The organism is Sphingomonas sp. BL2 (assembly GCF_056680015.1).
Map to the genome: position 1 here is coordinate 378,635 of NZ_CM155261.1, position 14,483 is coordinate 393,117.

Annotated in this window: 12 protein-coding genes; 3 read left to right on the forward strand and 9 right to left on the reverse strand. The window is 65.8% G+C overall.

Going from position 1 to position 14,483, the window contains the following annotated elements:
* Window positions 1–226: 226 nt before the first annotated feature.
* The gene (locus tag AC1ME3_RS01685) at window positions 227–1,990 is read left to right on the forward strand and encodes an aspartyl protease family protein (protein WP_480954579.1); all 1,764 of its coding nucleotides are present in this window, start codon (window positions 227–229) and stop codon (window positions 1,988–1,990) included.
* 34 nt (window positions 1,991–2,024) lie between these two features.
* Here AC1ME3_RS01685 and AC1ME3_RS01690 read toward each other — a convergent pair whose 3' ends face one another.
* The 9 genes from AC1ME3_RS01690 to AC1ME3_RS01730 are packed head-to-tail and all read right to left on the reverse strand — an operon-like array spanning window position 2,025 to window position 10,714.
* On the reverse strand, window positions 2,025–3,701 hold the full coding sequence (locus AC1ME3_RS01690; RefSeq protein ID WP_480954580.1) for a GMC oxidoreductase: 1,677 nt from the start codon (window positions 3,699–3,701) through the stop codon (window positions 2,025–2,027).
* A gap of 49 nt (window positions 3,702–3,750) precedes the next feature.
* Window positions 3,751–4,584: a sugar phosphate isomerase/epimerase family protein gene (locus AC1ME3_RS01695; protein ID WP_480954581.1), complete on the reverse strand. Its 834-nt coding sequence runs from the start codon at window positions 4,582–4,584 to the stop codon at window positions 3,751–3,753.
* Window positions 4,581–5,162: a gluconate 2-dehydrogenase subunit 3 family protein gene (locus AC1ME3_RS01700; RefSeq protein ID WP_480954582.1), complete on the reverse strand. Its 582-nt coding sequence runs from the start codon at window positions 5,160–5,162 to the stop codon at window positions 4,581–4,583. Before AC1ME3_RS01700 ends, AC1ME3_RS01695 begins: the two co-directional genes overlap by 4 nt.
* Window positions 5,159–5,977 carry a 3-keto-disaccharide hydrolase gene (locus AC1ME3_RS01705; RefSeq protein ID WP_480954583.1) on the reverse strand — a complete coding sequence of 273 codons (819 nt, stop codon included), beginning with the start codon at window positions 5,975–5,977 and terminating at the stop codon, window positions 5,159–5,161. The genes AC1ME3_RS01700 and AC1ME3_RS01705 overlap by 4 nt, the downstream gene beginning before the upstream one ends.
* Window positions 5,978–5,988: 11 nt before the next feature.
* Window positions 5,989–6,900, reverse strand: a complete 912-nt coding sequence (locus AC1ME3_RS01710; RefSeq protein ID WP_480954584.1) for a hydroxypyruvate isomerase family protein — start codon at window positions 6,898–6,900, stop codon at window positions 5,989–5,991.
* Between the two features lie 13 nt (window positions 6,901–6,913).
* Complete coding sequence (locus AC1ME3_RS01715) at window positions 6,914–7,300, reverse strand: c-type cytochrome (RefSeq protein WP_480954585.1); 387 nt, start codon at window positions 7,298–7,300, stop codon at window positions 6,914–6,916.
* Entirely contained in the window at window positions 7,297–8,421 is a 1,125-nt protein-coding gene (locus tag AC1ME3_RS01720) for a Gfo/Idh/MocA family protein (RefSeq protein WP_480955885.1), read from the reverse strand. Before AC1ME3_RS01720 ends, AC1ME3_RS01715 begins: the two co-directional genes overlap by 4 nt.
* A 17-nt stretch (window positions 8,422–8,438) precedes the next feature.
* The gene (locus AC1ME3_RS01725) at window positions 8,439–9,503 is read right to left on the reverse strand and encodes a sugar phosphate isomerase/epimerase family protein (RefSeq protein ID WP_480954586.1); all 1,065 of its coding nucleotides are present in this window, start codon (window positions 9,501–9,503) and stop codon (window positions 8,439–8,441) included.
* On the reverse strand, window positions 9,500–10,714 hold the full coding sequence (locus AC1ME3_RS01730) for an MFS transporter (RefSeq protein WP_480954587.1): 1,215 nt from the start codon (window positions 10,712–10,714) through the stop codon (window positions 9,500–9,502). Before AC1ME3_RS01730 ends, AC1ME3_RS01725 begins: the two co-directional genes overlap by 4 nt.
* A gap of 161 nt (window positions 10,715–10,875) precedes the next feature.
* On the opposite strand from AC1ME3_RS01730, the gene AC1ME3_RS01735 reads away from it, so the two are divergent.
* Both AC1ME3_RS01735 and AC1ME3_RS01740 read left to right on the forward strand, forming a co-directional pair.
* Window positions 10,876–11,889, forward strand: a complete 1,014-nt coding sequence (locus tag AC1ME3_RS01735) for a LacI family DNA-binding transcriptional regulator (RefSeq protein ID WP_480954588.1) — start codon at window positions 10,876–10,878, stop codon at window positions 11,887–11,889.
* Between the two features lie 157 nt (window positions 11,890–12,046).
* Window positions 12,047–14,434: a GH92 family glycosyl hydrolase gene (locus tag AC1ME3_RS01740; RefSeq protein WP_480954589.1), complete on the forward strand. Its 2,388-nt coding sequence runs from the start codon at window positions 12,047–12,049 to the stop codon at window positions 14,432–14,434.
* Window positions 14,435–14,483 lie beyond the last annotated feature (49 nt).

The following is a 14,483-nucleotide window of genomic DNA, read 5'->3' on the forward strand; positions in this document are numbered from 1 at the left end:
AAAATCGATACGGCATTCGTGAGAACCGTGCCCGTCAGTGGCTGCTCGGTGAAGAACGAAACCTGGATCGGATCGCGAGGCGGTGGGGACGATCGAACAGGTCGTTGCGTGCGATGCTGAACGCCCGGCGGCCAAGTTACGACGAACCGCGCAAGATCGTCCCTTGCATGCTGCTCACGTTTGGATAGCGTTCGAGGGAACAGAGACTCAAATACTGGAGACTTGCATGCGCGGATTGGCACGGGTTCGGCTGGGTGCGGTCGCCTTGCTGGGTCTGGTGACGGCGGGTCCGGCGATCGCCGCGTGTAAAGTCAGCAAGATCGCCGAGCTACCCGTGACCCTGGCCGGTCGACGCGCGATGGTCGATGCCAAGTTCGGCACGCACGACACGCGGTTCATCGTCGATAGCGGCGCCTTCTACAGTACAGTGTCGCGCGCGTCGGCCGCGGAGTTCGGTCTGTCGAGCGAACCGGCTCCCCCCTGGTTCCGGCTGCGCGGTGTCAACGGCGACACGTCCGCAGCGATCGCCAGCGCAAAGGATTTCTCGCTCGCGGGCCTGCCGATCCCGCGAGTCAGCTTCATCGTCGGCGGCACTGATACGGGGACGGCCGGCCTACTCGGCCAGAACATCCTCGGCCTCGCCGATGTCGAATACGACCTGCCGCACAGCGCGGTGCGGCTGATCCGGGTCGATGGCTGCGGCAATGTCGGGCTGGCCTATTGGGCCGCGGGGAAACCGTTTTCGACGATCCCGCTCGAACGCGGCGGCACCGGACCGTGGAAGCCGCACACGATCGGCACCGTCCTGGTCAACGGGGTCAAGATGCGCGCGGTGTTCGATTCGGGCGCGCAGACCACCGTCATGACGCTCGCCGCGGCCAAGCGCGCAGGCATCACCCCGACCAGTCCCGGCGTGACCGCGGTCGGCTTGAACTCGGGCATCGGCTCGAAGCAGCTCGCGACCTGGCGCGCCCCATTCGATACGATCGACCTCGGCGGTGAGATCGTGCCGCACCCGAAATTCCAGATCGCCGACATCCGGATCGACGGCGACATGCTGATCGGGTTCGATTTCTTCCTGACGCACCGCATTTTCGTGTCGAACGCGAACCACCTGCTGTACATGACCTACGAAGGCGGCCCGGTCTTCGGGCTGGCGCCAAGCGGCGCGCGCACCACCGCGGGCGATAAGCTCGACCTGACCGACACCGCCGCCGTGCCGACCGATGCCGAGGGATTCAGCCGACGCGCCGCGGTCTTCCTGTCGAAGCGCCGGATCGAGGAGGGGCTCGCCGATCTCGACAAGGCGGTGGCGATGGCGCCGACCGAAGGCCGCTACGTGTATCAGCGCGCGCAGGCCCGGCTCGCGCACGGCCAGCTCCTGCTCGCCGCGGCAGACCTCGACAAGGCCGTGACGCTCATGCCGGACAATACCGACGTCCGCCTGCTGCGCGCACGCCTCCGCTTGATGAGCCGCGATCCGGATGGCGCGGGCGAAGATGCCAAGGTCGCCGATCGCGCGCTGCCAGCCGGGTCGGATCGCCGGCTCCAGCTTGCCGGCCTGTACGAAAATCTCGACCAGCCCGAGCTCGCGATCGTCAATTACGATGCCTGGCTGAAGATGCATCCCGAGGACGCCGCCCGTCCCACCGCCTATAACGGACGCTGCTGGGCGCGCGCCTTGCTCAACCGCGATCTCGATCGCGCCATGTCCGACTGCAACACCGCCCTCAAGCTCCGCTCAGGCTATGCCTCTTATCTCGATAGCCGCGCGCTCGTGAACCTCCGTCTCGGCAAGCTCGACACGGCGCTCTCCGATTATGACGCTGCGGTCAAAGCGAACCCGCGCAACGCCTGGTCGCTCTACACCCGCGCGATCGCCGAACGACGCGCGGGCAAGATCGAGGCGGCGGACGCCGACCGTAAAGCCGCGCTCGCGATCAACCCGAACGTCGCGAAACGCGCGGCCCGGTACGGCCTGGACGGCTGAGCGCGGGGGGGCTCAACGCCCGCCCCGCCCGTCGTTACGCCTTCCTCAGCGACTTCACCGCATGATCCGCCGCGCGCGCGGTCAGGGCCATGAACGTCAGCGACGGGTTCACGCACGAGATCGATGCCATCTGCGCGCCGTCGGTGACGTAGAGGTTCGACGCCGCATGCGCCTGGCTCCATTCGTTCAGCACCGAGGTGCGCGGGTCGCGGCCCATGCGCGCGCCGCCCATTTCGTGGATCGCGTCGCCGGGGACGTGCTCGCTCTCCGAACTCTTGACGTTGGTGAGCCCTGCACCTTTCAGCATCGCCTCGCCCTGCGCTCGCGCATCGGTCATCATCTTCAGTTCGTTGTCGCGGAAGCGGACGTCGAAGCGGACCAGCGGCACGCCGAACCGGTCGACCTTGCTGGCGTGCAGCGAAACCTTGTTGTCGGCATAGGGGAGGCACTCGCCAAACGCGCCCATGCTGAACCGCCACGGCGCGTATTTGCGCATGCCCTGCTTCATCGATGCGCCGAAGCCCACTGGGGCGGCGGGATTGCGATACGCGCTGCCCTGATAGCCATAGCCGCGCTTGAAGTCGACGCCCTCGTCGCCACCGATGTTGCGGAAGCGCGGGACATAGACGCCACCCGGACGGCGACCGAACTCGATGAAATCCTCCATGCCGGGAATGTCGCCTTCGATCCCGACGCGGAAGATGTGATCCATGACATAACGGCCGAGCGTGCCGCTCTCGTCGAAATAGCTGCGGTCGCTGCCCGGTGCGCGCGAGTTCAGAAGGATCTGCGTCGAGGCGATCGCCGACGCGCAGAGGAAGACGAGATCGGCGTTGACCGTTTCCGCCTGGCCGGTCTTGGCATCGATATAGCGGACGCCGGTGACCTTTTTACGCGCCGGGTCGTACACGAGGTTCGTTACGACCGAGTCCGACTTGAGCGTCAGCCGGCCGGTCGCGCGGGCGGCGGGCAAGGTCACCGCCTGGGTCGAGAAATAGGCACCGAACGAACAGCCATTGCCGCACTGGTTGCGGAACTGGCATTTCGTGCGGTTCTGGTCGGGCTTGTCCTCGGTCATGTTCGACAGCCGCGTGTTGATCAGCTTGCGACCGGGGAACTTGGATTCGAGACCTTGCTTCAACCACTTCTCGGCAACGTTCATCGGCATCGGCGGCTGGAATTCGCTGTCTGGCAAATACGCGAGGTTCTCGCGCGAGCCGGACACGCCGATGTATTTCTCGACATAGCTGTACCACGGCGCGACGTCGTCGTACCGGATCGGCCAGTCGCCATCGAGGCCGTCGCGTTTGTTCGCCTCGAAATCCTCGGGGCTCCAGCGGAAGCACCAGCGGCCCCAGATCAGCGACTTGCCGCCGACCGCGCCCGGCCGGATCCAGTAGAATTTGCTGCCCTCGTCATAGGCGTACGGGTTCAGCCGGTCGTCGTTGTGGAACTCGCGGTTGCTGGGCTGGACATAGCCGTGCTTGGCGATGAAATAGTCGCTGTCCACCAATGGCTTGGGCATGATGTTACGCGCGGGGACCTCGTAGGCGGGCTTGCCGTCATAGGTGTAGCCCTCGCCGTGCTCGACCATCTTGCCGCGGTCGAGCATCAGGACGCGGAGGCCCTTCTCGGTTAATTCCTTCGCAGCGAAACCGCCGCTGACGCCCGAACCTATTACGATCGCGTCGAACCTGTTGGTCTCGGCCATGATCTTCCTCTCCTAATACTTAGAAACGCGCCCGTTCAGCAGCAGCCGCTCAGAAACGAAGCGCGCGCAACGTCCGGAAGCTCGTGGTGATGTCGGGCAGGTACGGCGCGGGGGCCTGGTCGTTCTCGACGTAGAAATGCCGGACGCCGGCGCTGCCCTTCAACTGGAACAGCGCGGCGAAATCGACCGTGCCCGCGCCGACCGCCGCCATGCTGCGATCGGGGCGCATATCCTTGACGTGATAGGCGTAGATTCTCTGCGACAGGCGTTCGATCAGCGTCGTCAGGTTCTCGCCCGCATGCAGCGCCCAGTATAGATCGAGCTCGAGCTTCACGAGCGCGGGATCGGTCTCTTTCAGCAGCCGCTCGTACAGGCTGACGCCACCCGGCTTGGTGGTGAACTCGAAATCGTGGTTGTGATACGCGAAGCCCAGCCCGGCCTTCTTTAGATCGGTGGCGAACCGGTTGAAGTTCGGCAGTGCCGCGGTCCAGCCCGCTTCGTTGCGATGTTCGTCGGTCATGTACGGCAGCACGACCGTGGTCGCACCAAGCGTCTTGGCCATCGTTACCGACTGATCGAACCGCTGCAGCAACGCGTCGTAGCCGATATGCACCGACGGCGCGGTCAGGCCGAGCTTGTCCATCGTCCGGCGCAGCATCGCGTGATCCATGCCCTCATAGCCGCCACCGCCGAACTCGACCTCGCGGTAGCCGATCTTCGCGACCTGCCCGAGCGTGCCGACGGGGTCCTTCGAGAAGATGTCGCGGATCGTGTAGAGTTGCAGGCCGATCGCCTTCAACTGTGCCGCGGAGGCCGTCGGCACGAATGCGAGCGCTGCGACCGCGCCGGAGCCGGCGAGCAGGTTTCTACGGCTGAGGATCATGCGGAATACACCTTGTTGACCTGAGAATAGGGGAATGCGCCGTTATACTCGCCCGGCACCGGCAGATATTCGCGCTCCTGCGTCATGCCGATTTCCGACGTGTAATAGCCGGTGACGACGAGCTGGCGGAACGCCTCGAAGAAAACGCCGCCGGACGGGATCTGGTCGTTCATCGCCAGCGTGAGCAGCGCGTCGTGCTGTGCCGCGGTCGCCTTTGCGCCGGGGACCTTGTAGTCCGCCAAGCTACGCGCCTCGATCGCGTCGAGGCCGGCGAGGATCGGCACGCGATCGGCGGGTGCGGCCCAGTCGGCGAGCAGCTTTTCGATAAACGCGGGGACGCCGGCCGCAATCGCGCCTGGCGTATCGGTAGTCGGCAGGACGCGTTCGCTGAGCGCGGTCATCAGCGCGCGCTGGGGGGCCGTGAAGACCGCGACACTTGGCGGACCTTCGCTGATGACGGGGATCCCCGCCGCTGCGCCCGGTGTTGCCGCGACCCCGGCTGCGCGTGCGATCGGCGCATACAAAGCCGAGCCGAACATGGCGACGACACCGGCGAGTGCTGTTCTGCGGTCGATCATTTACCGTCCTTCTTCAGGTCCTGCGCAATCGCCGCTTCGGTCAACGGACGGACCCAGATGTTGCGGAACGACACCGGTGAGTCGTGATCCTGGAGCTGGATCGGTGCGGCATCAGCGTGCGCGGTGTAACTGGCCACCTTGCGCCAGATCGTGGTGCCGAGCATCGCTTGGTGGTTCTGGACCAGCACGCCGTTGAGCAGCGCGGTGACATAGGCCGGACGGAGCAGGCTGCCGTCGGCGGCAAAGCGCGGCCGCTCGAACACAATGTCGTAGGTCTGCCATTCGCCGGGACGGCGCGCGGCGTTCACCAGTGGCGGCTTCCAGCCATAGACCGCGCCGACGGTGCCATCGGCGTAGGTCGGATTCTGCGAGCCATCGAGGATCTGCAGTTCGTAGCGCTGCATGAACCAGATGCCGCTGTTGCCGCGATCCTGCGAGCTTTTCGTCGGCGGGTTGGGCGAGCGGAATTCGAGGTGCATCTGCACGTCGCCAAAGCTCTGCTTCGAGACGAGATTGTTCTCGCCGCCGCTCTTCGCGCGCGAGGGGATCGTGAGCGCACCGTTGGCGATCGGCCAAGCGATGCGATCGGGTTTCCAGGCGTCGAGCGATCGGCCGTCGAACAGTACGACCGCGTCGGCAGGCGCACCGCCGGGGGTGGCGGCCGGCGCAACCACGATCGGTGCGGGGCGGTCGGCGTCGTGGACGTGCCACTGGCCGCCGGGCAGCATCGGCGTGTCCTTGAAGCCGGGCCTCTCCTGCGCCGCAACTGGCCCCGCCAGCGCCACGATGACGCTCGCCATCAAAACCGTCTTCATCCCCATCCCCCTCATGCTGCGTCAATCTCGCGGTACGCGGCAATCAGGCGATCCTCGCCTGCGCGTCCCGCGATCGAATTGCCGTGCTCCATGCCGATCACGCCGGTGTAGTGTTTTGCCTTCAGCCACTTCACGATCGAGGCGAAGTTGATCTCGCCGGTCGACGGTTCGTTGCGACCAGGATTGTCGCCGAACTGGATGTAGCCGATCTCGCTCCAGCAGGTGGCCAGCGTCGGGATCAGATTCCCCGACTGAATCTGCTCGTGATACAGATCGGCGAGGATTTTCACCGCCGGGCTGTTCGCACCGCGCGCGACCGCATAGCCCTGCGAAATCGTCTGCATATAGACGCCGGGATGGTTGGTCCGCGTGTTGAGCGGCTCCATCACCATCGCCGTGCCCGATGGCGCGACGATGTCGCCCGCGCGGCGCATCACGTCGATCACGCGGGCGGTCTGGATATCGACCGGTACCTTCGGGTCCATGAAGCCGGTGACGACGGTCATCCGCTTCGCGTTCAATCGCTTGGCGACGTCGAGCGAGGCGCGGATATCGGCGAGGAACGCCTCGCGCTCGGCGCCGTCGTTAGCGCCGAGGAGCGGCCGCGACTTCGCCCATTTGGGCATGCTGGCGACGAACACGCCCATCGTCATGCCGCGTTGCGCCAAAGCCTTGGCCATCTGCTCCTGCTCGGCCACCGACCGCGTTGCGGCCTCATTATCCTCCCAGGCGGTGAAGCCCTGGTCGGCGGCGTAGGCGATCTGCTCAATCCGTCCCCCGCGACTGGCGAAGCTGCCCTCGTGCGGCGCGTAGCCGAGCGAGAACCGTGCGGCATTGCTGCCGCGGCGCTGGGCGGCGATCCCGGCGGGGACCAGCGATGCCGCCGCACCGGCGGCGAGCAAGGTACGGCGCGAGAGCGTCATGCGCGCGGCGCGATCACTTCGCGCCCTCCGCCTTGAGGTACGCGATGATCACAGCGCGCTTGGCGGCATCGGGCGTCGCGATCGGCATCCGCGTGCCCGGCACCTTCTTCTGGGGGGCCGCGAGATATTCGTTCAGCGTCTGCTCGTCCCAGCGCAGCCTCGACGCCTTCATCGCAGCCGAATAGTTGAAGCCGGGTGTCGCGGCGGCGGCACGGCCGACCACGCCGTACAGGTTCGGGCCAATGCCGTTGCGGCCGCCCTTCACGACGGTGTGACAGGCGCGGCAGGCGGCGAACGCCGGGGGCGAGGCTGCAGTCGATTGCGCGGTGGTCGGCACGGATATCGTGACCGCCGCAACCGCCGCGATGCTTCCCGCGACCAAGGCTATGAGCAACTTCATTCATTCTCTCCCGGATTTACTGAAGTCCATTTCTGGTCCGACGCGGCGTTGGCGATCACCGCTTCGATGAAGCGCATCGTCCGCAGTCCATCGGTCACGCCTGGAAACCAACGGTCGTTGCCATTGCCGCGGATCGCTGAGGCGAATGCGCGGTAGAGGTTGGCGAAGGCTTCGATATAGCCCTCGGGATGCCCCGCCGGAGTCCGCACCACCGTGGCGGTGGCGTCGAGCATGCCGGGGCCGCCGGTCCGCACGATCTCGGCCGGGCGGTCGAGCCAGCGCAGCGTCAGCGTGTTCGGCTCCAACTGCGACCAGTCGAGCCCGCCGCGTTCGCCGTGGATGCGCAACCGCAGCCCGTTCTCTTCGCCCGCCGCGACCTGGCTCGCCTTGAGCACGCCGCGCGCGCCGCCCTCGAAACGGAGCAATGCGCTGACGTCGTCGTCGAGCCGCCGGCCCTCGACATGCGTGGTGAGATCCGCCGAGACTGATTGCACCGACAGGCCGGAGACATGCTCGGCAATCTGGAACGCGTGCGTGCCGATGTCGCCGAGGCAGCCGCCGAGCCCCGCGCGGGCGGGATCGGTGCGCCATTCGGCCTGCTTGTTGCCGCCGGTGTCGATCGATTGGCTGAGCCAGCCTTGCAGATATTCGACCTGGACCAGACGGATCGCGCCGAGATCACCGCGTTCGACCCGAGCGCGCGCCTCTTCGACCAGCGGATAGCCGCTGTAGGTGAACGCCAGCGCGAAATGGCGACCGCTGGCCTTGGCCGCGGCGGCGATCGCTTGCGCCTCGACGACGCTCATCGCCATCGGCTTTTCGCAGAACACGTGGAAGCCGGCGTCGAGCGCGGCGATCGCCATGGGCGCGTGCAAATGGTTCGGCGTGACGATCGCGAGCGCCTCAATGCGCTCGTCCGCGGGCAATGCGCGTTCGTTCGCGATCAACGCGTCGAGCGACGGATACACGCGCGCCGGATCGAGCCCAAGCACGTCGCCGGTCCGCGTATTCCGCCCGCCATCGGTGCTGAACGCGCCCGCGACCAACTCCCAGTCGCCGTCGAGCGCAACCGCCATCCGATGGACCGCGCCGATGAACGCGCCCTCCCCACCACCAGCCATGCCGAGACGAAGCCGGGTCACGGCCGCTCCTCAAGCAGCCCGAGCAGCGTGCGGATCGCGGTGCGGTCGACGCCGCTGGCGGCGAAATCGTCGAACGAGCGCTCGGTCTTGCGGATGATGTGGTCGCGGATGAACGGCGCGCCTTCGCAGGCTCCGTCGTCGGACCTTTTCAGCGCGCACTCCCACTCAAGCACCGCCCAACCCTCATAGCCATATTGCGCCATCTTGCTGAAGATCGCGGAGAAATCGACCTGCCCGTCGCCGAGCGAACGGAACCGGCCGGCGCGGTCGACCCAGTTCTCGTAGCCGCCATAGACGCCGGTGCGCCCGTTCGGATTGAACTCGGCATCCTTGACGTGGAAGCAAGAGATCCGGTCGTGATAGCGGTCGATGAAGTCGAGATAGTCGAGCTGCTGCAACACGAAATGCGACGGATCGAACAACAGCCGTGCACGCGGATGGTTGTCGACGGCCGCCAGGAACCGCTCCCAGGTCGCGCCGTCATGGACGTCCTCGCCCGGATGGACCTCGAACGCGCAATCGACGCCCACCTCTTCGAACACGTCGAGGATCGGAGTCCAGCGCCGCGCGAGTTCGGCGAACGCTTCCTCGATCAGCCCGGCGGGCCGTTGCGGCCATGGATAGACGTACGGCCAAGCCAGTGCGCCAGAGAAGGTGGCATGCGCGGACAGGCCCAGATTGGCGCTGGCGCGCGCGGCGAGCTTGACCTGTTCGACCGCCCACAGCTGGCGCTCGGCAGGTTTGCCGTGGACCTCGGGGGGCGCGAAGCCGTCGAACAGCGTGTCGTACGCCGGGTGCACCGCGACGAGCTGGCCTTGCAGATGCGTCGACAGCTCGGTGACTTCGATGCCGTGCTTGGCAAGGCTACCCCGGAGGTCGTCGCAATAGGTCTTGCTCTCGGCGGCGAGCTTCAGGTCGATCAGTTGCGCGTTGCAGGGGATCTGGACGCCGACATAGCCGAGCCCCGCCGCCCATTCCGCCAGACCGTCGAGCGTGTCGAACGGCGCTTCTTCGCCAAGGAACTGGGCGAGGAATATCCCGGGGCCCTTCACGCCGGTCATGCTGTGATCTTCCTGGTGTCGTCGCGGAACGTGAACTGGAACAGCAGCGCGATCACGGCCGCGGCAATGGCGGGATACCACCACATATGCTGCCAGTCGGCGATGGTCGGCGATGTGGGCAATTGCGCATACAACAGCGCGCCGATCTGCGATCCGAGCAGCATGCCGACGCCGTAGGTAAACAGCGTCAGCATGCCCTGCGCCTGCGCGTTCACCCCTTTCGGCGTGGCGATCGTGCCGGTGTAGATCGCGCCGGCGACGAAGAAGAAATCATAGCACACGCCGTGCAGCGCGACGCCGAGATACACCGCCCACAGTGACGATCCGCCATCGCCGATCGCGAACAAGGCATAGCGCAGCGCCCATGCCGCCATGCCGACGAGCAGCAGCGGCTTCACGCCGAACCGGCGGTACAGCCACGGCATCGAGAACATGAAGACGAGTTCGGACATCTGCCCGATCGCGAGCGTGCCGCCGACGTTGCTGATCCCGGTCGCGCCGACATAGGGCGAGGCATAGGCGTAATACATCGCCAGCGGGATCGAGATCAGCGTCGCGCAGGTCATGAAGATCAGGAACGAGCGCTGCTTGAGCAACCCGAACGCCTCGACGCAGAACACCTGCCGGAGCACACTCTCGTCGCGCGGCGCGTCCGCAGTGACGTTCGGCAAGGTGAAGCTGTAGAGCCCCAGCGCGATCGAGACGACCGCCGCGACGCGGAAGATCTCGGGGCTCGCCGACAGCCCCGCCCAACCGATGATCAACCCCGCCGTGATCCACCCGAGCGTGCCGAACGCACGGACGAACGGGAACTTGTCGGTCCGCTCGCCAAAGCTCTTCAGCGCGATCGTGTTCGCGAGGCCGACCGTCGGCATGTAGAGGATCATGTAGCAGAGCAGTAGCCAGACGAAGGTCCCGCCATTCTCCGGTGTCACCAGCGACGGCAGTACGAACAACAGCACCCCGCCGACCAGATGCAGGATGACCATCAGCATCCGTGGGCTGACGTACCGCGCCGCCGCCATGCCGAGCAGGAACGAGCCGACGATCGACGCGATCGGCCCGACCGAGAAGGCGTTGCCGATAAGGTTGCCGATCCCGACGGTCTGCATCACGAGGCCGAGCGTGACGGTCCAGGCGCCCCATACGAAGAACTGCATGAACATCATCGCGCTCAAGCGACCTGTCAGCAGACCACCCGACTGGGCCATGCTTTTTGGATATTGTGCAGTGTCCGCAACGGCCATTCGCCACCTCTCCGATCGCAGTTTTACTGCTTGTCGGACATGAAGCTACGGAGCCTCCAATCGAATGTAAAGGATTACATCGGATATAGATCGACAGTGCCGACGACCGGATACATGACGGCCTTATGCCGACGATCATCGAAGTGGCCGCTCTCGCAGGCGTCTCGACCGCCACGGTTTCGCGCGTTCTCAGCCGCCCCGAACAGGTGTCCGAGGAAACGCGGCGACGCGTCCTGGAGGTCGTTCGCGAGTCCGGCTACACGCCCAACGTCGCCGCACGCAGCTTGCGGACGTTGCGCGCCGCCAAGATCCTGCTGACCGTCCCCGACATCTCCAACGCGTTTTTCGCCAGCGTCATCCGTGGCGCCGAAGAAGCCGCACGTGACGCCGGCTATTCGGTCGTGGTCGGCGACACGCGGCACGATCCGGAAGTCGAGGACCAATATGCCGACATGCTCTCGCGCCGAGAGGTCGACGGGCTAATCTTCCTCGGCCACCGCCTGCCCGCCAGCCTCGCGCCGCTGCTGGCGCGCAAAGGCACCGCCGCACCGATCGTCAACGGTTGCGAATACAGCCCCGACCTCGGCGTCCCCAGCGTCCATATCGACAATGCCGCGGCGAGCGTCGACGCGATCGAGCATTTGATCGACCTTGGCCACCGCAGGATCGGCGTGATCACCGGCCCGGAGATCAGCCCGATCAGCCGCGACCGCCTCGCCGGCGCAATCGACGCCATGACCCGCGCTGGGCTGCGCGACAGTCTCTCCATCCGGATCGGCGACTATTCCGCCGGCTCGGCCATCGGCCACACGCGCGACCTGATCGACAACGACGTCACCGCGATCTTCTGCTTCAGCGACGAGATGGCGATGGGCGCACTCAGCGTGATCGGCGACGCAGGGCTCAAATGCCCGAAGGACGTCTCGGTGATCGGCTTCGACGATCTTCCCCTCGCGCGCTATTTCCAGCCGCCGCTAACGACGATCGCGCAGCCCAAGGGCATGATCGGTCGCCGCACCGTCGATCTGCTCGTCGACATCCTTCGCGGCATCGACAGCACGTCCCGACAAGTCACGCTGCAGCACGAACTCATCGTGCGAAGCAGTACGGCGCCGCCGACGAGACACGGCGCAAACTGACCCGGCGCAGCGACGACGCGCGTAAACCAGACCGCGAACCGGACACCGAACTTGCACCAGGGCTCCTGTCCTTATTGACAATCAAATTAGTTTAATAAAGTATCGGGGTGCAGCACGCGGTTCGTACAGAGACCCGGCGGCGGAGGAGGATTGCACCGTGCCGGACACCATACGCCCTGCCTCTCCCGCGCGTGCGCATCGTCCATCGGCTTTGGCGGGGACTTTGGCGGCGACCACGATGCTGTTGCTGACGCCGTTGAGTTCGGTCCATGGCCAGCAATCGATCAAGTCGCCGGTCGAGGAAGCCAACCCCCTGGTCGGTACCGCGCCGCTCGATCGTCCCGAACTGATCGGCAACGCGCCGCCGCCCGGCGAACCGGTCTATTCGGGGATCACCTCGCCCGGTGCGCGACTGCCCAACAGCTCGGTCGAGGCGGCGCCGGTCAACGTCAACGTCGAGGCGACCTATCCGACCGGGGTCGCGACGCCCTATCATTATCCAAGCCCGACAATGATCGGCTTCACCGGTGGCGGCGGGCCATCCTATGGCGCGCGCGCGCGACCGATCATCATGCCGGTGGTCGGCGACTGGACGGTGCCTCCCGCCTATACCCAGGCCTATTACGACAAGGCGAAGGAAGTCGCGCGACCGGGCTATTATTCGGTCTATCTCGACACCTTCCGGACTCGGGCGGAACTGACCGCGACGCAGTGGACCAGCCTGATGCGGTTCACTTTTCCGGCCAGCGAGCGATCGCACCTGATCCTCAACCTGCCCGGCCGCGGCGGCGAGGTCGAGGTCGTCGGCAACAACCAGGTGCGGGGTATCGCCGCCGAGCGCGGCGACGACGATGCGCGCGACGGCCGCTATTTCGTCGCGCAATTCTCCAAGCCGTTCAGCGGCTATGGCACGTTCCGCAAGTCGCCCGGCACCAGCCGCGGCTACGGCATCGGCGACAAGGACGTCGTCCCCGCATCGCGCACGATCACCGGCAGCTTCGCCGGCACCTATCTGAATTTCACCACCCGCCAGGATGAGACGGTGCTGGTGAAGATCGCGCACGGCCAGAGCTTTGCTGACGCCGAACGACGCCTGCGACAGGAACAGCCGGGGTGGAATTTCGAGGGCGTCCACCAGGCCGCGGCGAACACATGGGCCGCGTTGCTGAACCGCGTGCAGGTGAAGGGCGGTACGCCGAAACAGCGGATGCTGTTCTACTCGACGCTCTTCCAGTCCTTCGCCAGCCCGCGTTTGCTGGCGCACAAGGGCGAGCGCTTCACCGATACCAACGGCAAGATCCAGACGGCCACCTATGACCGGTACGGGCCGGTGCCGTTCTGGGATACCGGGCGCAACCAGATCGTGCTGCTCGAGCTGATGGAGCCAGCGCTGGTCCAGAACGTGATGCGCTCCGAACTCGATATGGCGCGCGAGCGGGGGTACATGAACACCTCGTTCCACGGCGACAACGCGGTGTTCCTGTATCTCGGCGCGTGGAAGCGCGGCATCGCGTTCGATTATGCCGCGGCGTACGCGTTCCTCCGGCGCAACGCGGTCGATCCGAAGGGCCCGCGCGGCTATCTGGCGGAATATCAGCGCAACGGCTGGATCGCGGACGAGATTCCGCCGGGCAATCCCAGCCCGCCCTATGCTGGCGGCAAGGCCGGCGCGGCGACGACGCTGGAATATGCGTGGGACGACCATGCGATGGCAGACTTCGCCGAGCGGCTCGGCAAGACCGACGACGCAAAGCTGTTCCGCACGCGCGGGTCCAACTGGCGCAACGTGTTCGATCCGTCGATCGGCTTCGTCCGGGGCCGCACCGCCGACGGCACGTGGATCGCGCCGTTCGATCCGCAGGAGCCGTATTACAATTACATGATGAAGGAGGCGTCGGGCTGGTCGACCCTGTGGCTGGTCCCGCACGACGTGCAGGGGCTGGCTGCTGCGTTGGGTGGTCGCGCGCGGTTCGACGCGAAACTCGATCGGTTCTTCGCGACGCCCTATACGCCGACCGGTATCTGCCGCGATTGCACCGGGATGATCGGCCAGTACGTGCAGGGCAACCAGCCCGACCAGCACGCGCCGTACCTCTATGTGTGGAGCGGCCAGCCGTGGAAGACGCAGGCGCTGACGCGGCGTATCCTCGACACGCTCTATGGCAGCGATGCGTCGGGTTATGGCTATCCCGGGATGGACGACCAGGGCGCGACGTCGTCCTGGTATGCGCTGAGCGCGATGGGCTTCTATCCGGTCGATCCGTCGAGCGACGTCTATGTCCTGGGCAGTCCGGTGTTCGACGAGGTCGCGCTCCGTCTCGGCAACGGCCGGACGCTGGAGATCGTCGCCCGCGGCAACTCGCCGACCAACATCTACATCCAGTCGGCGACGCTGAACGGCAAGCCGTGGACGAAGTCCTGGTTCAGCCACGCTGACGTCAAGGATGGCGCCCGGCTGGAGTTGATCATGGGAGCCAGACCCAATCCGAATTGGGGGAGCGCCGTTGCGGATGCGCCCCCGTCCTTGTCCCCACCCGCGTCTTAGCGAGGGGGTGTTCGTCGGCTCCCCCCCTTGTCGGCGAACGGTTCAGCGC